This is a genomic window from Bradyrhizobium sp. ISRA442, assembly GCF_038085055.1.
Lineage (GTDB): Bacteria > Pseudomonadota > Alphaproteobacteria > Rhizobiales > Xanthobacteraceae > Bradyrhizobium.
Genome location: NZ_JALGCN010000022.1, coordinates 1 through 17,755, shown reverse-complemented (window position 1 = coordinate 17,755; position 17,755 = coordinate 1). Strand labels below are relative to the sequence as shown.

At 65.1% G+C, this 17,755-nt stretch carries 18 protein-coding genes; 8 read left to right on the top strand and 10 right to left on the bottom strand.

Translation table 11 applies throughout. The features are described 5' to 3' along the window. Positions 1-233: 233 nt before the first annotated feature. Positions 234-983, top strand: coding sequence for an EF-hand domain-containing protein (locus tag MTR72_RS32020; RefSeq protein ID WP_341511775.1), 750 nt, complete (start codon positions 234-236; stop codon positions 981-983). A 161-nt stretch (positions 984-1,144) separates the two neighbouring features. On the opposite strand, the gene MTR72_RS32015 is transcribed toward MTR72_RS32020, so the two are convergent. Beyond that, a complete protein-coding gene (locus MTR72_RS32015) occupies positions 1,145-2,143 on the bottom strand; it encodes a P1 family peptidase (protein WP_341511774.1) in 999 nt (332 codons plus the stop codon). 59 nt (positions 2,144-2,202) lie between these two features. Beyond that, positions 2,203-5,013: a PAS domain S-box protein gene (locus MTR72_RS32010; RefSeq protein ID WP_341511773.1), complete on the bottom strand. Its 2,811-nt coding sequence runs from the start codon at positions 5,011-5,013 to the stop codon at positions 2,203-2,205. Between the two features lie 241 nt (positions 5,014-5,254). Between MTR72_RS32010 and MTR72_RS32005 the strand changes: the two genes are divergently transcribed. After that, entirely contained in the window at positions 5,255-5,641 is a 387-nt protein-coding gene (locus MTR72_RS32005; protein ID WP_341511846.1) for a response regulator, read from the top strand. Between the two features lie 104 nt (positions 5,642-5,745). Here the strand turns inward: MTR72_RS32005 and MTR72_RS32000 are convergent, their stop codons facing one another. The 5 genes from MTR72_RS32000 to MTR72_RS31980 all read right to left on the bottom strand — a co-directional run bounded on the left by MTR72_RS32000 (position 5,746) and on the right by MTR72_RS31980 (position 10,834). Further along, positions 5,746-6,864, bottom strand: a complete 1,119-nt coding sequence (locus MTR72_RS32000) for a branched-chain amino acid ABC transporter substrate-binding protein (RefSeq protein ID WP_341511772.1) — start codon at positions 6,862-6,864, stop codon at positions 5,746-5,748. 159 nt (positions 6,865-7,023) lie between these two features. Then, positions 7,024-7,758, bottom strand: a complete 735-nt coding sequence (locus MTR72_RS31995; RefSeq protein WP_280970029.1) for an ABC transporter ATP-binding protein — start codon at positions 7,756-7,758, stop codon at positions 7,024-7,026. After that, complete coding sequence (locus MTR72_RS31990) at positions 7,755-8,588, bottom strand: ABC transporter ATP-binding protein (protein WP_341511771.1); 834 nt, start codon at positions 8,586-8,588, stop codon at positions 7,755-7,757. The genes MTR72_RS31995 and MTR72_RS31990 overlap by 4 nt, the downstream gene beginning before the upstream one ends. Continuing rightward, positions 8,585-9,886, bottom strand: a complete 1,302-nt coding sequence (livM, locus tag MTR72_RS31985; protein WP_341511845.1) for a high-affinity branched-chain amino acid ABC transporter permease LivM — start codon at positions 9,884-9,886, stop codon at positions 8,585-8,587. The genes MTR72_RS31990 and livM overlap by 4 nt, the downstream gene beginning before the upstream one ends. Positions 9,887-9,916: 30 nt before the next feature. Then, positions 9,917-10,834 (bottom strand): ABC transporter permease subunit, encoded by a 918-nt coding sequence (locus tag MTR72_RS31980; RefSeq protein ID WP_280970031.1) that lies wholly within the window; start codon positions 10,832-10,834, stop codon positions 9,917-9,919. Between the two features lie 269 nt (positions 10,835-11,103). On the opposite strand from MTR72_RS31980, the gene MTR72_RS31975 reads away from it, so the two are divergent. Continuing rightward, on the top strand, positions 11,104-11,271 hold the full coding sequence (locus MTR72_RS31975; protein ID WP_279376904.1) for a hypothetical protein: 168 nt from the start codon (positions 11,104-11,106) through the stop codon (positions 11,269-11,271). 298 nt (positions 11,272-11,569) lie between these two features. Beyond that, entirely contained in the window at positions 11,570-12,091 is a 522-nt protein-coding gene (locus MTR72_RS31970; RefSeq protein WP_280970032.1) for a hypothetical protein, read from the top strand. On the opposite strand, the gene MTR72_RS31965 is transcribed toward MTR72_RS31970, so the two are convergent. The 3 genes from MTR72_RS31965 to MTR72_RS31955 all read right to left on the bottom strand — a co-directional run bounded on the left by MTR72_RS31965 (position 12,053) and on the right by MTR72_RS31955 (position 14,705). After that, positions 12,053-12,445 carry a carboxymuconolactone decarboxylase family protein gene (locus tag MTR72_RS31965; protein WP_280970033.1) on the bottom strand — a complete coding sequence of 131 codons (393 nt, stop codon included), beginning with the start codon at positions 12,443-12,445 and terminating at the stop codon, positions 12,053-12,055. The two genes, MTR72_RS31970 and MTR72_RS31965, sit on opposite strands and share 39 nt — an antisense overlap. A 106-nt stretch (positions 12,446-12,551) precedes the next feature. Next, entirely contained in the window at positions 12,552-13,334 is a 783-nt protein-coding gene (gene pcaD / locus MTR72_RS31960; protein ID WP_280970034.1) for a 3-oxoadipate enol-lactonase, read from the bottom strand. A gap of 15 nt (positions 13,335-13,349) precedes the next feature. Further along, complete coding sequence (locus tag MTR72_RS31955; protein ID WP_341511770.1) at positions 13,350-14,705, bottom strand: 3-carboxy-cis,cis-muconate cycloisomerase; 1,356 nt, start codon at positions 14,703-14,705, stop codon at positions 13,350-13,352. A gap of 171 nt (positions 14,706-14,876) precedes the next feature. On the opposite strand from MTR72_RS31955, the gene MTR72_RS31950 reads away from it, so the two are divergent. From MTR72_RS31950 to MTR72_RS31935, 4 genes are all read left to right on the top strand, one after another. After that, on the top strand, positions 14,877-15,323 hold the full coding sequence (locus MTR72_RS31950) for an SRPBCC family protein (RefSeq protein ID WP_280970036.1): 447 nt from the start codon (positions 14,877-14,879) through the stop codon (positions 15,321-15,323). A gap of 134 nt (positions 15,324-15,457) precedes the next feature. Then, entirely contained in the window at positions 15,458-15,943 is a 486-nt protein-coding gene (locus MTR72_RS31945; RefSeq protein WP_280970037.1) for a (2Fe-2S)-binding protein, read from the top strand. 39 nt (positions 15,944-15,982) lie between these two features. After that, a complete protein-coding gene (locus MTR72_RS31940) occupies positions 15,983-16,789 on the top strand; it encodes an FAD binding domain-containing protein (RefSeq protein ID WP_280970038.1) in 807 nt (268 codons plus the stop codon). Positions 16,790-16,852: 63 nt separating this feature from the next. Continuing rightward, positions 16,853-17,755: AAA family ATPase (locus tag MTR72_RS31935; RefSeq protein WP_341511769.1), on the top strand; the 903-nt coding region annotated here is incomplete at its 3' end.

Sequence of the window (17,755 nt, the reverse complement as noted above, 5' to 3'; positions counted from 1 at the left end):
CCGAAAGAGGTGAGGCCTCGCCTAACATGGGCATTTGCGCCGGGCAATGCAGGGCAGGCGTCGTTCCTGTGGGCGGAAATTTCTGCCCTCTGCGGCATGAATTGCCGATGTTCCCGGGGCTCCGAAGGCGCGGCCAAGCCGGATTTCATTGAGCTTTTCGTGCTGGCACGGCGCTTGCTGACACAAGCGTAAGAACATTGGCCGCGGCATGCCGCATCGGTTGGAGTAGTGCAATGTTGTTCGCCCTCGGTGCCGTCTCGACTGCGCTCGATGCCATCCAGTCGCTGACGAGCTCGAAATCCTCGTCGGCGCAGAAGACGGGCTTTTCGCAAGGCGCGACCAACCCGTTCGCGATCGACAGCGGCAACGGCACGACCAGCACGACGACCTCGTCGGTCAACTCGGGCAATTGCCCGCAGATCGCGCCGGAGACGATGAGCGCGCTGCTTGCTGCGCAAGGCCAGTCGTCGAACGGCACGAGCACGTCCGTCAGCTCGACCTCGTCGATGAGCCGGCAGGATGCGCTGAAGGATCTGTTCTCGCAGATCGATGCCGACGGCGACGGCAGTATCACCAAGTCGGAGTTCGAGAACGCACTGGGCGCGGGTGGTACCAATTTGGCGCAGGCCGATGACGTGTTCTCGAAGCTCGATGCAAATTCCGATGGCAACGTCAGCCTCGACGAGATGTCGAAGGCGCTGAAGAGCGGCCATCACGGCCACCATCACGCCCAGGGCGCGAGCAGCTCGGGCGATGCGTCCGGCAGCTCGCAGTCGGGCGGTTCGACCTCGACCACAACGACCAACGCCGACGGCTCGACCACCACCACGGTCACCTACGCCGACGGTTTCAAGATGTCGACGACGGTTCCGGGCGCGTCGGGCGCCGGCAACGCAGCCTATAACTGGTTCGAGCAGATGATGCAGCGCCAGGGGCAGGCTTCGTCCGCGACCGCGTCTTCATCGATGTCGATGAGCGTGTGAGCCTGGGGCGCTTCTTCCGCCGATGACGGTGTCATGCCCCGCGCAGGCGGGGCATCCAGTACGCCGCAGCCTGTCGATTTCACACGACCGTCTCTCGCATACTGGATCGCCCGGTCTTCGCCGGGCGATGACGCGTGACGTGTGGGGAGAGGGCGTCCCTACTACGCGCCGAACTTATCCCTCCACGCCGGCAGCGCGTCCGCGAACGGCAGCGCGGTGGCACTGTGGACGCCGCGTGCGATCGCGCGCGCGACGACGTTGGCGGCGACCATGCCGAGCTCGGTGAGCTCGACCAGCGGCTCGATCGGTTTCTCGCAGGTGGCCGCCGCAAACAGCACGTCGCCGTCGAGCGGGGCGTGGACGGGATAGATGGCGCGGGCAAATCCGGTCTGCGCGATCATCGCGAGCCGCTTGGCCTGCGCCTTGGTTAGAACAGCGTCGGTGACGACGAGGCCGATCGTGGTGTTCTCGCGCGCGTTTGCGGCCGGGCCGCCCTTGATACGCATCGCCAGCATGTCCGGTGTGAACCCGGTCGGCAAGCCGCGCCCGCCGAACTCGCCGTTCTCCTCGAACGGCGAGGCCCAGAACCACGGCCCGTCACCAACGGTGACGCTGCCGACCGCGTTGACCACCATGATCGCGGCGACCTTGACGCCGTTCGCCGTCATGGCCGATGCCGAGCCGAGCCCGCCCTTGAAGGTCGCCGTGGTGGCGCCGAGGCCGGCGCCGACGCTGCCGAGAGCGAAGTCGGGGCCGGCAGAGGCGGCCGCGGCGTAGCCGAGATCGCGATAGGGCGAAAAGCGGCCCCAGGACTTGTCGCCGCCATTGAGCAGATCGAACACGATCGCGCCAGGCACGATGGGGATCACGGCTTCTCGGATCCTGAACCCGCGGCCCTGTTCGGCGAGCCAGGCCTGTACGCCGCCGCCGGCATCGAGCCCGAAGGCGGAGCCGCCCGACAGTGCGATCGCGTCGACGCGCTCGACCGTGTTGGCGACATCGAGCAGCGAGACCTCGCGCGTGCCGGGTCCTCCGCCGCGGACGTCGATCGCCGCCACCGCCGGGGAATCGAAGATGATCGCGGTCGTGCCGGAGGCGAGCTTGGCGTCGTCGGCGTGACCGACGCGAACGCCGGCAATATCGGTGAGAAGGTTTTTCAAGGACGGCACTCCTGGGGCAGGCGACCTGCCTGAAGCGATAGCGCAGGCGCCGGGCTCGCTCAACTGGCGAGCGCCGTCCTGATCATCCTGGCGAGCTCGGACTTGCGGTAGGGCTTTGCCAGGAGCAGCACGCCGGAATCGAGGCGGCCGTGATGGACGATGGCGTTCTCGGTGTAGCCCGAGGTGAACAGCGTCTTCAGGTCCGGACGCCGGCGTGCCGCCTCGTCGGCAAGCTGACGGCCGTTCATCGCGCCCGGCATGATGACGTCGGTGAAGAGCAGGTCGATGCCGGTATCGGCATCGATGACGGCGAGCGCCTCGGCCGCGTTGGCGGCTTCGAGCGCGGCATAACCGAGGCTCTTGATCTGGGTCACGACATACTGCCGCACCAGGGCGTCGTCCTCGACGATCAGGATCTTCTCGTCGCCGCCGGTGATCGGCACATTCTGCAGCGCCTCGTACTCGGTCTCCTGCACGCCGGTCGAACGCGGCAGGTAGATCTTCACGCTCGTGCCGTGGCCTTCCTCGCTGTAGATCTTGATGTGGCCGCCGGATTGTTTGACGAAGCCGAACACCATGCTGAGCCCGAGGCCCGTTCCCTTGCCGACCTCCTTGGTGGTGAAGAAGGGATCGAATACCCGATCGATCAAGTCGGGCGCAATTCCGCTGCCGGTATCGCTGACCGCGATCATCACGTAGTTGCCGGGTGCGACGTCGGCGTTCATGCTGGCATAGCCGTCGTCGAGAAAGACGTTACGGGTCTCCAGTACGAGCGTGCCGCCGTCGGGCATGGCGTCGCGCGCATTCAAGGCGAGATTGAGGATCGCGGTGGTGAGCTGGTTCGGATCGATCAGCGCCGGCCAGGCATCTTCGGTGAGTTGCGGGGTGATGGTGATCTGCTCGCCAAGGGTCGGATGCAGCAGCTTGGCGGCTTCGAGCATCAGCCTGTTGACGTCGATTTCGCGCGGCTGAAGCGGCTGCTTGCGGGCGAAGGCGAGCAGATGCTTGGTGAGCTGCGCGCCGCGCTCGGCGGCATCGTCGATCAGCTTGGTGATGGCGGCAAGCTCGGGACGATCGGCGACGGCATCCGCCAGGATGCCGATCGTGCCGGTGATGACGGTCAACACGTTGTTGAAGTCGTGGGCGACGCCGCCGGTCAACTGGCCGATGGCATCCATCTTCTGGATCTGCCTGAACTGGGCCTCGGCAGCCTGTTTCTCGGTCAGGTCGCGCCCGATGAAGAAATGGCGCTTCACGGGCTCCGACCAGGTGCCCATCCAGTTCAGCGTGACCTCGTGACCATCGTAGTGGTAGTAGCGCGCCTCGAAGCTGCGCTTGATCTGGCCACGTCGCGCCGCGCGCATCTCGTTGCGCGTACTTTCGAGATCGTCGGGATGGATGAACTCGGTCGCGCTGTGCCCGATCATGTCCTCCGGTTTGAGGCCGAGGATGGTGGTCACGCTCGGGCTGACCTGGACGAAATTGCCGTAGCCGTCGGTGACCAGGATCAGGTCCTGCGACGTCTCGAAGATGCGCTGGCGTTCCTCGACCTCCCGGCGCAGCTTCTCCCTGGACTGCATCTCCTCGGTGATATCATGCGCGATCTTGGAGATGCCGATGATCTCCCCGCCCGCCGCCCTCAGCGGCGAAATGTTGAGCACGACATCGAGCTGACGGCCGTCCTTTCGCAGCCGCACCGTCTCGTGCTGAGCAATCGATTCGTTGCTGCTGATGCGGTTGAGAATGTTACGGACTTCCGGCTTGCGGTCTTTGGGCACGATGAGATCGATCGGCTTGCCGATAGCCTCGGTGGCGTAATGGCCGAACAGGCGCTCGGCGGCCCTGTTCCAGCCGGTGATGATGCCGTCGAGGGAGGTCGTGATGATGGCGTCGTTGGAGGACTCGACGACGGCGCCGTACAGCGCGAGGCGCTTGCCATAGAAGTCGCGATCCGAGGCCGACTGCTCGCGCAGCCTGCCGACGAGGTCGACCGTATGCGCCTGGAGACGGACATTCTCGATCAGCAGCGCCGCGAGCACGAAGATTGCAGCGCAGAGGCCGTAAAGACGACCGGCGTAGAAGCCGAGATCGAAACGGGCACTGTTGAAGATCCCCGACAGCGCGATATCGAACAGCCAGGCGCACATCACCGCCATAAGCCAGACGTCGATCACCGCATGCGGCCGCCTGAACCAGAGGCCAATCAGGGCGGCAAAGCTCAAAGACCACACGAACGAGATCACGCCTACCTGCGCCGTCGTGAAGCCGCCGCCTTCCTTCAACAGTGCCGGAAGCAGATCGTGGCGTGCGGTGACGATCCAGGTGACGGCCGCCACCGCGGCGCCGACTCCGAGCACGCTGCCGATGATCGCGTTTCGCGTCGGGCCCGAGATTTCGACCCCTCCGTTCACCCCTTTCCACCAGACATAGGCCAGCACGAACAGCGGAAAGCCGCCGTGCCAGATCATATAGAGCCAAGCGGTTGTCTGCGGGCCGGAGCCAAATAGTCCACTCGGCGCGAAAAGGCCGGGAAAACTCAGCGCGTGGACTACAGCGGCTGCCGCTGTGAACAGATAGCCGCTCGAAAGCCACAGCAATGCACGGGTCCGCAACGCGGCGAATTGCGAGAACAAGAGGACTGCAGTGATGACGTCACAGACGGCGAGAGCGGATTGATAGCTCGCGATGAAGGCCGGCACGCGTTCAAGCGGCATACCGGCAAAGGGTACGGCCAGCGCGAACAGGATCGCGGAAACACCGACGATCACCAATGCTGCGGTGTGATCCTTCGATGTGGCCGGCACGGTCGAAAGAAATGTGCTTCGATCGATCGAAGGCACGGTCACCTCTTGCAGACCGGTTTTGCTCATTCCCGCAAAATCCATTCGAGCCGGCAGCCTTGACCTCCATGGTAGCGGGTTCCGGGCGCGCATTCCGAACCGATGCGGCCGCGGCTCAACCGAAGGTTACAGCTTGCTTAATTCTCGTGAGAACACGGAATAGGGTCAGGGTAAGATGCGCTTTACTGGACGGTGCCATAATGCCCATCCGCTGCGGCGGGTTCCAGCTTTGAATCATCCGATTTTGATTTCAGGATCCGGGGGTGTTCCCATGACCCGAATTCTCATCGTCGACGACCAGAAGGATGTCCGCGCGATGGTCGCGATCCTGCTGCGGGTCAATCGTTACGAGGTCGTGGAGGCCGGTAGCGGCGCCGCCGGGCTGAAAACCTTCGAGGAAAACTCCTTCGACGCGGCGATCGTGGACATTTTCCTCGGCGATACCAGCGGCGTCGACGTCATTGCGACCCTTCGCGAGCGCGTACCGGCGCTGCCGATCGTCGCGGTATCCGGGATGACCGCGCTCGATTTCATGGAGCAGTCGCCCCACCTCGCCAACGTGGTCTGCCTGCAAAAGCCGTTTCGGCCGAACGACCTGCTGCAGGCGCTGCAGATCGCGCAGGCGGCCGCGCTTGGCGAGGTGCGTGCGGCGGTCTGACCGCACCGCAAAAAGAAACGCCCCGGCAAGCCGGGGCGCTGTCTCGATTGGATGGCGTGAGGGCACCGGCTAAGGCCGGCAGAGCCCTCCGCACGCTGTGTGCTTCAGGTGCCGCCGCCGACGATTTCGGCGTAGCCGCCCTTGGCATCCCATTTGTAGACGACATAGTCGATCTGCTTGATGTCGCCCTTGGCGTCGTACTCGATCGGCCCGATCACCGTGTCCCACTTGCCGGCTTTCATCGCCGCCATGACCTTCTTGGCGTCGGTGCTGCCCGCCTTCTTGGCCGCCTGCGACCAGACCTGCATCGCGGCGTAAGTGTAGAGGGTGTAGCCCTCGGGATCGATGCCCTTGGCTTTGAAGGCCTCGACGATCTTCTTCGCGGTCGGCTTGTTGCGCGGATCGGGACCGAAGGTGAACAGCGTACCTTCGCCGGCCGGGCCGGTGATGGAGGCGTACTCCTTGTCGGCGAGCGCGTCGCCGGCCATCAGCACCGTCTTGAGGCCCTGATCGCGCATCTGGCGCAGAATCAGGCCGCTCTCCTGGTGGTAGCCGCCGACATACACGAGATCGATGTTGTCGCGCTTCAGGCGCGAGACGATCGCGTTAAAGTCCTTGTCGCCCTTGTTGTAGGACTCGTACATCTTCTCGGTGATGCCGGCCTTGTTGAGCGCCTTCTTGGTCTCATCGGCAAGACCTTTGCCGTAGGTGGTCTTGTCGTTGAGGATCGCGATGTTCTTGCCCTTGAAGTTCTTGGCGATGTACTGCGCCGCGATCAGGCCCTGCTGATCGTCGCGGCCGCAGACGCGCGCCACATTCCAGAGCTTGCGCTCGGTGAACAGCGGGTTGGTCGAGGCGGGCGTGATCTGCAGCACGTTACCGTCGGCATAGGCTTCCGAGGCCGGGATCGACGACGAGGAGCAATAGTGCCCGGCCACGAACGGCATCCTTGCGCTGGAGATCTTCTCGGCGACCGAGCGCGCCTGCTTCGGATCGCAGGCGTCGTCCTCGACGTCGAGCGCGAGCTTCTTGCCGTTGACGCCGCCGGCGGCGTTGATGTCGGCCACGGCCATGTCCGCGCCGTTCTTCATCTGACGGCCGAAGGCGGACTCGCCGCCGGTCATCGGGCCAGCGACTGCGATTGTGACATCCTGCGCGAACGCCGCGCTCGACAGCGCGATCGATGCGCCGAATGCCAGACCGATGAGCTTCAGTGATTTCATGAGATACCTCGCGGGGTGATCGCCTGTGGACGTTGCCGGGCAGGCCCGGCTCAAACCGGCGCCATTCTCGAATGATTTTCGGGAGAAGTCACCGGCAAAATACGGGCAGCGGCGGGGTATCTCGCCAGATTCGGCCGTACTCGGTCGGTCCCGGCGCCGTCAGCCGTGACGGCCGCCCTCCAGATAGGCGGCGCGAATCTCGGAGCGCTGCAGCAACTCGGCCCCGGTTCCGGCCAGCGTGATCAGGCCATTGACCATGACATAGCCGCGATGGGCGAGCTTGAGCGCATGGTTGGCGTTCTGCTCGACGATCAGCACTGTCAGGCCGTCCTGCCGGTTCAGGACGCGGATCGCGTCGAAGATCTGGCGCGCGATCAGCGGCGCGAGCCCGAGCGACGGCTCGTCGAGCAGGAGCAGGCGCGGGCGGCTCATCAGGGCGCGGCCGATCGCCAGCATCTGCTGCTCGCCGCCGGACAGCGTGCCGCCGCGCTGGGCGTAGCGTTCCTTCAGCCGCGGAAACAGCGTGAACACGCGCTCGAGCGTAGCGTCCCGTTCCGCGTCCGTGCATCCGGTGGCATCCGCTCCCATCTGGAGGTTTTCCGCGACGCTCATGCGCGGGAAGATGCGCCGGCCCTCGGGCGATTGCGCGATGCGCAAATGCGCGATCTCGTGGGTCGGCACATCGGTGATGTCGCGGCCCTCGTACAGGATCTGGCCGGCGCGGGCGCGCGGCTTGCCGAAGATTGTCATCATCAGCGTCGACTTGCCGGCGCCGTTGGCGCCGATCAGCGCGACGATCTCGCCGGCATTGATCTCGATGTCGACGCCCTTCAGCGCCTCGATCTTGCCGTAGGCGGCGCGCAGGCCGCGGATCGCGAGCAGGGGCGCGGTCACGACCCGCTCTCCATCACGGCGATGGCCTCTTCCTCATCGGCGCCGAGATAGGCGGCGATCACCTTGGGATCGTCGCGGATCTCGCGGGGCGAGCCTTCCGCGATCTTCACGCCGTGGTCCATCACCACGATGTGGTCGGAGATCTCCATCACCACCGACATGTCGTGCTCGATCAGGAGGATCGAGGTGCCTTGCTCGTTGCGGATCGACAGCAGCAGCTCGCTCAGGGCGGCGCTCTCGCGCGCATTGAGGCCGGCGGCAGGCTCGTCCAGGCACAGCAGCGCGGGCTCGGTGCACATCGCACGCGCGATCTCGAGCCGGCGCTGGTCGCCATAGGCGAGGTTGCCGGCCGCATCGTCGGCGCGGTCGAGCAGGTTGACCCGTCGCAGCCATTCGGTGGCGAGCTCGATGGCGCTCGCTTCTGCGCTACGGTAAGTGGGCACGCCGATAAGGCCGAGGAAGGTGAATCCGGAGGCGCGCATCAGCGTGTTGTGCTGCGCCACCATCAGGTTTTCCAGCGCCGTCATGCCGGGAAACAGGCGGATGTTCTGGAAGGTGCGCGCGACCTTGGCCCGCTTGGCGATGCGAAAGTCGTTCAGCCGCTCCAGCGCGATCTCTCTGCCGTCGTCATGGGTGAGACGGATGGTGCCGCCGGTGGGTCTGTAGAAGCCGGTGATGCAGTTGAACACCGTGGTCTTGCCGGCGCCGTTCGGCCCGATCAGCGCCGTGATCTTGCGCCGCTCGGCCGAGAGGGACAGCTCGTGCACGGCGACGATGCCGCCGAAGCGCATCGTGAGCCGGTCGACTTCCAGGATCGTCTCGCCGCTCATCCGTGACCTTCCTTGACGAGGTCGGAGGAGATCGCCTGCGCCTTGGTCAGGTATACCGTCGGCGCGCGGTGGCCGATCAGGCCGCGCGGCCGCCAGATCATGATCAGCACCATCGCCATGCCGAACACCAGCATGCGGTAGGTTTCGAGCCCGCGGAACAGCTCGAAGCCGCCGATCATGGTAAGCGCGGCGAGCGCGACGCCGAGCTGGGAGCCCATGCCGCCGAGCACGACGATGGCGAGCACCAGTGCCGATTCCTGGAAGGTGAAGGATTCCGGGCTGATGAAGCCCTGGCGCGTGGCGAAGAACGCACCGGCAAAGCCGCCGAACATCGCGCCCGTCGCGAACGCCGTCAGCTTCGTGGTCGTCGTGTTGATGCCGAGCGCGCGGCAGGCAACCTCGTCCTCGCGCAGCGCTTCCCAGGCGCGGCCGATCGGCAGGCGGCGCAGGCGGATCGTCACCCAGTTGGTGAGGAGGGCGAGGGCTAGGATCACGTAGAACAGGAATACGATGCGGTGCGTTGGCGAATACTCGATGCCGAGCTTGGCGGCGAGCCCGTCGTCGCTGCTGTCGAGCGGGATGCCGAACAGCGTAGGCCGCGGAATGCCGGAGACGCCGTTCGGTCCGCCGGTCAGGTCCTGCCAGTTGATGATGACGAGGCGAATGATCTCGCCGAAGGCGAGCGTCACGATCGCGAGATAGTCGCCGCGCAGCCGCAGCACCGGGAAGCCGAGCATCACGCCCCAGAGGGCCGCGAGCATGCCGGCAAGCGGCAGGCAGATCCAGAACGACCAGCCGAAATTGGTCGCGAGCAGCCCGTAGGAATAGGCGCCCACCGCGTAGAAGGCGACGTAGCCGAGGTCGAGCAGGCCGGCGAGCCCGACCACGACGTTGAGGCCCCAACCCAGCATCACATAGGTGAGGACGAGTATCCCGAGGTCGAGGATGTAACGCTGGTCATAGAAGATCACGGGCATCAGCAGGGCGAAGATCAGAAGCGCCGGCGCGAGAAAGCGGCCGAGGAATGTTATTCCGCTTTGCACCGCAGGCGGCACGAGCCGTTCGGCGCCGCTCGGACCGATCCATTGCCGCAACAATTCGATCACGATCGAGCCGCCGAACACGACGGCGACGAGGGAGGCGAGCTCGCCGAAGCGCGTCCAGTAGGTGAGCTGGCCGTCGGAGCCGGCCTCGGTGCGGATGCCGACCATCAGCGAAAACAGCACCACCGCGACAGTTGCGTTGATGACGGCGGTTTTCAGGATGGAGAGGATGCCCGCTCTGGGTTTGGCCGGCATGGTGGGGGAGGTTGTCACGCGGCCGGTCCGTCAGACTTTTTCGACTTCGGGACGACCGAGCAGGCCGGTCGGCATGAAGATCAGGACCACGATCAGGATCGAGAATGCGGCGACGTCCTTGTACTCCACGGAGAAATAGGCCGACCAGAACGTCTCGATCAGGCCGATTGCGAGCCCGCCCAGCATCGCGCCCGGCAGCGAGCCGATGCCGCCGAGCACGGCCGCGGTGAACGCCTTGATGCCGGCGACGAAGCCCATGAAGAAATCCACCAGGCCATAATAGAGCAGGTACATCAGGCCGGCGACGGCGGCGAGCGCCGCGCCGATCACGAAGGTCATTGAGATGGTGCGGTCGACGTTGACGCCGAGCAGCGCCGCCATGGTCTGGTCCTGCTCGCAGGCGCGCATGTCGCGCCCGAGCCGGGTGCGCGAGACCAGCCAGGTGAAGATCGCCAGCAGCACAATGGTGATGATGACCACCATGATCTGGATGTTGGAGAGCTGGATCACGAAGCCCTCGGGGCTCTCATGCAAGGTGTAGCCGCCGGTGATGAAGGGCGGGATCGGCTTGACGCGGGCGCCTTGCGCAACTTGCGAGTAGTTGGTCAGCACGAACGACATGCCGATCGCCGACAGCATCGGGGCGAGGCGGAAGGAGTGGCGCAGCGGCCGGTAGGCGATGCGCTCGATGGTCCAACCATAGAGCGCGGTGATCGCCATCGACACCAGAAGCACCACGAGCAGGATCACCGGCACCGCCGTCACGCCGATCGAGATCAGGATCAGGAAGGTGATCAGGGCGATGAAGCCGCCGATCATGAAGATGTCGCCATGGGCGAAATTGATCATGCCGACGATGCCGTAGACCATCGTGTAGCCGATCGCGATCAGGCCATAGATCGAGCCGAGCACGAGGCCGTTGATGAGCTGCTGGGCGAAGTAATCCATAGGCTGCCGTACCAAACCTGTCGCGGCTCAAAGGGAGCTCTTTAGAGAGTTCTTGGGCCCCGGCAGCCCTTGAGCGTTCGTTCGTTTGGTTTTTCTTAACAGGACGGAACTGGCCGCCGCAACAGGCCAGGCCTCAGCAGAAAGGCTTGTACAGAGGTCATTTTTCGCCGCTGGTTCCCAGATGCAGGGAGGAACCCGGTTCCGCGGGCAACCAAAATGCAGGGCGGCCGTTATTTCGCCTCTGACGTCCAACAAGGGAGTTCCCCCGAATGACGAAGCAGCAGAACCAGAATCCGGGCCAGCAGAGTCAGAACCCCGGCCAGCGCACCCCTCAGCAACAGCAGGGCGGCGGTCAGAAACCCGGACAGCAGCAGCAGGATCCGATGCGCCAGGGCGAGAAGCCCGGCCAGCAGGGCGGTCAGCAGGACAACAGGTAAGACTGATAGCCCAAGGATGAGTAAGAATAGGGTGGTCCCGTCGAAGGGCGGGGCCTTTTTTGTGGCTGCCGTCATTCCGGGGGCGCGCGTGGCGCGAACCCGGAATCCATCGGGCCGCAGGCGCTGTGGATGAATGGATTCCGGGCTCGCCGATCGCGCGGTGCCCGGGAATGACGGGAGCGGGGAACAGTTAAGGTAAACAAAGGGTTTAAATTGCCGCCTCAGTCTGATGCGAGTTAGCTCCCGGAAAGATCGCCGCCGTCCGTCGCGGGCCGCGGCAAACGAAGCGGGAAGCGGCATGTTCAGGAATTGGCGGATCGGCTCAGTCAACGGCGCGCTGCTGGCGGCCTATTTCATCCCGGCCTGGTCGCTCGTTGCCTTCAACATCATGGTGGCGCCGGTGCACGGCCTCTACGAGCGGCCGAGCGTCGCGGTCGCGCTGTTCCTCAGCGACCATCTCCAGTTGGCGGGGCTGAGCACGGTGCGTGCCGCCTGGCTCTTGGCACTCGGCCGGGCGACCGTGGTGGCGTTCTTTGCGATCTACCTCGCCCTTCTGTGCATTCCCCGCGCCCGCAAGACCGGCGGTAGCGACGAGGCGCTCGGCATCGCGCTTGCGATCGGCAGCCTGATCTCGTTCACCAGCATGGTGATGGCATCTAAGGTGGGCGAGATGGCCGCACTTCGGCTGCATGCCACCGAGCTGCTGCTGCTGCTCGGTGCTGCGATCGTGATGGTGATCGAACGGCCGGAGGCGCCGCAGGCCAATGAGGCCGCCGCACTGCTAGGTCTTGAGCAGGCCGAGCTCCTGCACAATCGCTGAGGCTTCCTTCACGGCGTGGTTCGCCGCCGGAACGCCGCAATAGATCGCCTGCTGCAACAGGATCTCCTTGATGTCGTCGGGCGTGAAGCCGCCCTCGGCAAGCGCAGCGCGCACGTGCAGGCGGAATTCGTCCCATTGCCCGAGCGCGACCATGGTGCCGATCACCAGCACCCGTCTCGTGCGTTCGTCGAAATGCGGCCGGGTCCAGATCTCGCCCCAGGCATAACGGGTGATCAGGTCCTGGAAGTCGGTGTTGAACGCGTTGCGGTTGGCGATCGACTTGTCGACCCAGGCATTGCCCAGCACCTTGCGGCGCACATTCAGTCCGGCATCGCGGCGCTTCTGGTCGTCCATCCTATCCTCCTCTCCGTCATTGCGAGCGCAGCGAAGCAATCCAGAAATGTGTCCGCGGAAACAGTCTGGATTGCTTCGTCGCTACGCTCCTCGACGCGTTGTGAGATCAGCGTTGCGTCAAGAATCCCACCACCGCGTCGGTGAAGGCGTGCGGCTGCTCGACGTTGGAAATGTGGGCGGCGTCTATGATCGTCATGCTCGCGCCGGGAATCTTGCTGCGGATCAGCTCGCCCGCCGAGATCGGCGTCGCCATGTCGTGGCGGCCGGCGATCACCAGCGTCGGGCTCTTGATCTTCGGCAAGAGCTCGCGCTGGTCGAGCGTCGACAGCGCCTCGCAGCAGGCGAGATAGCCCTCGACCGGGGAGGCGAGCAGCATCGACTTCATGTTCGCGGTGATCTGCGGTTCGCGCTCGCGGAAATCGGCCGTCAGCCAGCCGGCGAGCACGGCATCGGCGACCGCTGCGATGCCGCCTTGCTTCACCGCCTGGATGCGCTCCAGCCATTTGGTCGGCTCGGCATAGTAGCAGGAGGTGTTGGCAAGGACGATCTTGCCGACCCGCTCCGGCGCGTTGGCACCCAACCACTGGCCGACCATGCCGCCCATCGACAAGCCGCACCAATGCACCTTCTCGATGTTGAGATCGTCGAGGATCGCGATCACGTCGCGGCCAAAGCGCTCCATCGAATAGGGGCCCGGGGCTACGCCTGACTTGCCGTGGCCGCGGCGGTCGTAGCGGATGACGCGGAACACCTGCGTCAGGGCCTTCATCTGCGGCTCCCACATCTGCAGCGTGCAGCCGAGCGAATTGGAGAGCATCAGGGTCGGCCCGCCGTCGCGGCCTTCGACGGAGACGTTGAGCAGGCAACCGTCGGCATCGATCATGGGCATGGCGGCATCTCCGTTCTATTCGCGGTCGAGGCTGTCGAGCAGGCGGTCGATCAGGGCCTGCGACGCTCCTTGATAGGCCATCGGCTCGAACAATGCCGCAATTTTTTCCGGCGGCAGATGCGCGGTGACCTGCGAATCGGCTGACAGCACCTCGCGCAGATGCTTCTTCTCGGCGACCGCGCGCTTGCTCGCGGCCTCGACGAGATGATGCGCGTTGCTCTTGCCGACCTTCTCGGCCAGCGCCATCGACACCGCTTCCGCCATGATCAGGCCGTGTGTCGCATCGAGATTGCTGCGCATGCGGCTTGCGTCGACGTCGAGGCCCTCGGCGATGTCGACGATGGCGGCGAGCGCGCCTGAGGTAACCAGCATCAGTTGCGGCAGCGTCGGCCATTCCGCGTGCCACGGGCCGGCGCTGCGTTCGTGATCCTGCACCTGGGCGGCAAGGATCGTCGCGGCGAGCTGCGGCGTCATGGTCGCGGCGCCAAGGGCGCTTGCGGCCGCGACCGGGTTGCGCTTGTGCGGCATGGTGGAGGAGCCGCCCCGTCCTTCGCCGGCGGGCTCGAACGCTTCGGCGACATCGGTCTGCATCATCAGCGAGACGTCGCGGGCGATCTTGCCGCAGCTTCCGGCGAGAATCGCCAAGCTTGAAGCAGTCTCCGCGATCCGGTCGCGATGGGTGTGCCAGGGCGCTTCGGGCAAAGCGAGATTCAGCTCCTGTGCGAGCCGTTCGGCAACCGCGAGGCCTTTGTCGCCGAGCGCTGCGAGCGTGCCTGCGGCGCCGCCAAATTGCAGCGCGAGGCCCTCGCGGCGAAGCCGCCGCAGACGGCAGCGCGCGCGGGCGAGGCTTGCGGCGTATTCGGCGGCCTTCAGCCCGAACGGCATCGGCAGCGCGTGCTGGAGCCAGGTCCGTGCCACCATGGCGGTGTTGCGATGGCTGCGCGCCAACGCGGCAAAGCCCTTGATCGCGCGGCTGAGGTCGGCGTCCAGCGCGTCGCTGCCGGCACGAAGCGTGAGCATGGTCGCGGTGTCGATGACGTCCTGGCTGGTCGCGCCCCAATGCACGTAGCGCGCAGCCTCGCTGTCCGTCTTGGCGACATTGGCGGTCAGCGCCTTGACTAGTGGAATCGCCAGGTTGCCCGACCTGGTGGCGCCTTCGGCCAGGGCCGCGAGATCGAACGAGCCAGCCTTGCAGGCGGCTTCGATCGAAGCGACCGCGGCCGCGGGAATCACACCGATGGCAGCTTCGGCCCGCGCCAGGGCGGCCTCGAAATCGAGCATGTTCTGCAGGGTGGACCGATCATCGCAGACGGCCCGCATGGCGGCGCTCGACAGCATCGGCGCGAGCAGGGGAGAGAGGGATGTGCTCATGTTGCGCGGGACCTAACCATCATGGCCCGGCTCTGCCAATCCAAATCCGCTGGCGCAAGCATTTTGCGGTTGCGAATATGCATTGCACGTGACCGGGCGCCGCCCTTTCCTTTGCGGCGTCCGTGCGTTACTTGAGCAGCACGAGCAGTAATCCGATCCGGGAGGCGCCCCATGGCCATGACAATGAACGGCGAAGTCCAGCTTGCGGCGTCGCGCGAGGCCGTGTGGGCCAAGCTCAATGACCCCGAGGTGCTGAAGGTCTGCATCCCCGGCTGCGAGGAGATGGAGAAGACCGACGACGGCGGTTTTCGCGCGGTGGCCAAGATGAAGGTCGGCCCGGTATCGGCGCGCTTCAGGGGCAAGGTGATGCTGAGCGATCTCGACCCGCCGAACGGCTACAAGATCTCCGGCGAAGGCGAGGGCGGTGTGGCCGGCTTCGCCAAGGGCGGCGCGGCCGTGAAGCTGTCGGACAAGGACGGCGGCACGCTTCTGTCCTATGACGTCGAGGCGCAGATCGGCGGCAAGTTGGCGCAGCTCGGCCAGCGCCTGATCAACGGCGCCGCCAAGAAGCTCGCCGACGAATTTTTCGCGAACTTTGCCAAGGCGGTACAGGGCTAACGGCCCGTCGCCTTCGTCATGGCCGCCTGCGCTTTGGGCGATGTTGCCCGATGGTGGAATGGCCCATATGATGGGCTGGAATAATTATAAGAACCGCTTCGACGGGACCCGTCGGGGCGCTGATAGAGAGTCTTATGGCAAAAATCTCCCTCATCGTGAACGGCAATCCTGTCACGGCCAACATCGATCCCCGCACCCTGCTGGTGCAGTTTCTGCGCGAGAATCTGCATCTCACCGGGACCCATGTCGGCTGCGACACCTCGCAGTGCGGCGCCTGCGTCGTGCACCTCGACGGCAAGGCCGTGAAGTCCTGCACCACGCTCGCCGTGATGGCCGACGGCCACGAGGTCAAGACCATCGAGGGGCTGGCCGCCGATGGTGCGCCGCTGCATCCGATGCAGGAGGCCTTCCGCGAGCACCATGGCCTGCAGTGCGGCTTCTGCACGCCGGGCATGATCATGACCGCGATCGACATCGTCCACCGCAAGGGCCACGAGCTCGACGACCACACCATCCGCGAGGAGCTGGAAGGCAATCTCTGCCGCTGCACCGGCTATCAGAACATCGTCGCCTCGATCGCCGCCGGCGCCAAGGCGATGGCGAAATCCGATCTCGCCTAACTCCGATTCTCCCGCGCAGTCCGCGATCAGGAAGCCCTCATGTACGAATTCAAATATCACCGTCCCGGGACCGTGCGGCAGGCAGCCAATCTCCTGGTGAAGAACGAAGACGCCAAGGTGATCGCCGGCGGCCACACCTTGATTCCCGTCATGAAGCAGCGGCTCGCGAGCCCGCCGCATCTGGTCGACCTCTCCCATATCGAGGGGCTCGACACGATCGAGATGAAGGGCCGCTCGCTGGTGATCGGCGCCACAGCCAAGCATGCCGACGTCGCGAGCTCGGCCATTGTCGGCGAGGCGATCCCGGCGCTTGCGAACCTTGCCGGCGGCATCGGCGATCCGGCCGTGCGTCACAAGGGCACGATCGGCGGCTCGCTCGCCAACAATGACCCGACGGCGGACTATCCGGCCGCAGTCCTCGCGCTCGGCGCAACCATCGTCACCAACAAGCGCCGCCTCAAGGCCGAAGAGTATTTCCAGGGACTGTTCTCGACCGCATTGGAGGCCGACGAGATCATCACCAAGGTGATGTTCCCGCTGCCGAAGAAGGCGGCCTACGTCAAATTCCGCAACCAGGCTTCGCGCTACGCGTTGGTGGGCGTGTTCGTCGCGCGCCGTCCGTCCGACGTGCGCGTCGCGGTCACCGGCGCAGGCTCCGAAGGCGTGTTCCGCGTCACCGCGTTCGAGGAAGCGTTGAAGAAGCGCTTCTCCTCGAAGGTGCTGGACGGCATCAACGTGCCGGCAGAGGGTCTGAACAGCGACATCCACGGCAGCGCCGAATACCGCGCGCACCTGATCGGCGTGCTGACGCGGCGGGCCGTCGACGCGGCCAATGCCAAGGAGTGAGGCTTCCTCACTCCTCGGCTCCAACTTGTCCTCCGGTGAGGGCGTAGCGAGACTGGCTCTTTCATGACTTCAGCGGCCCTGCCGGCATCGGTCGATGCGATGCTCGAACTTCTGACTTCGCGCGGTTACCTCGCGGAGCGGTCGCTCGCCACAGTGACCTATCTCGCGCTGCGCCTGGGCCGGCCGCTGTTTCTCGAGGGCGAGGCCGGCGTCGGCAAGACCGAGATCGCGAAAGTGCTCTCGGTGGCGCTGGGCCGGAAGCTGATCCGCCTGCAGTGCTACGAGGGCCTCGACATCTCCTCGGCGGTCTACGAGTGGAACAGCGCCGCGCAGATGATCGCCATCCGGATGGCGGAAGCCGCCGGCGATACCGATCGCGAGCAACTCTCCAGCGACATCTTCGCCGACCGCTATTTGATCAAGCGGCCGCTGCTCCAGGCGCTGGAGCCGGATGTCGCAGGTCCCCCGGTGCTGCTGATCGACGAGCTCGACCGTGCCGATGAGGCATTCGAGGCCTACCTGCTCGAAATCCTCAGCGACTTCCAGGTGACCATTCCGGAATTCGGCACCGTGAAGGCGCCGCATCCGCCGATCGTCATCATCACCTCCAACCGCACGCGCGAGATTCACGATGCGCTGAAGCGGCGGTGTCTCTATCACTGGGTCGACTATCCCGCGGCCGAGCGTGAGCTCGCGATCGTCAAGACTCGCGTGCCCGGCATTTCCGCAAAACTGTCGCAGCAGGTCGTGCGCTTCGTGCAGGCACTGCGCAACCAGGACTTCTACAAGTCGCCGGGTGTTGCCGAGACCATCGACTGGGCCACTGCGCTGTCCGAGCTCGATGCCCGCTCGCTGACCCCGCAAGTGGTCGGTGACACGCTGGGTGCGCTGCTCAAGTACCAGGACGACATCGTGCGGATGCAGGGCGACACCCTGCAGAAGGTGTTGAAGGACGCGACGAGCGAG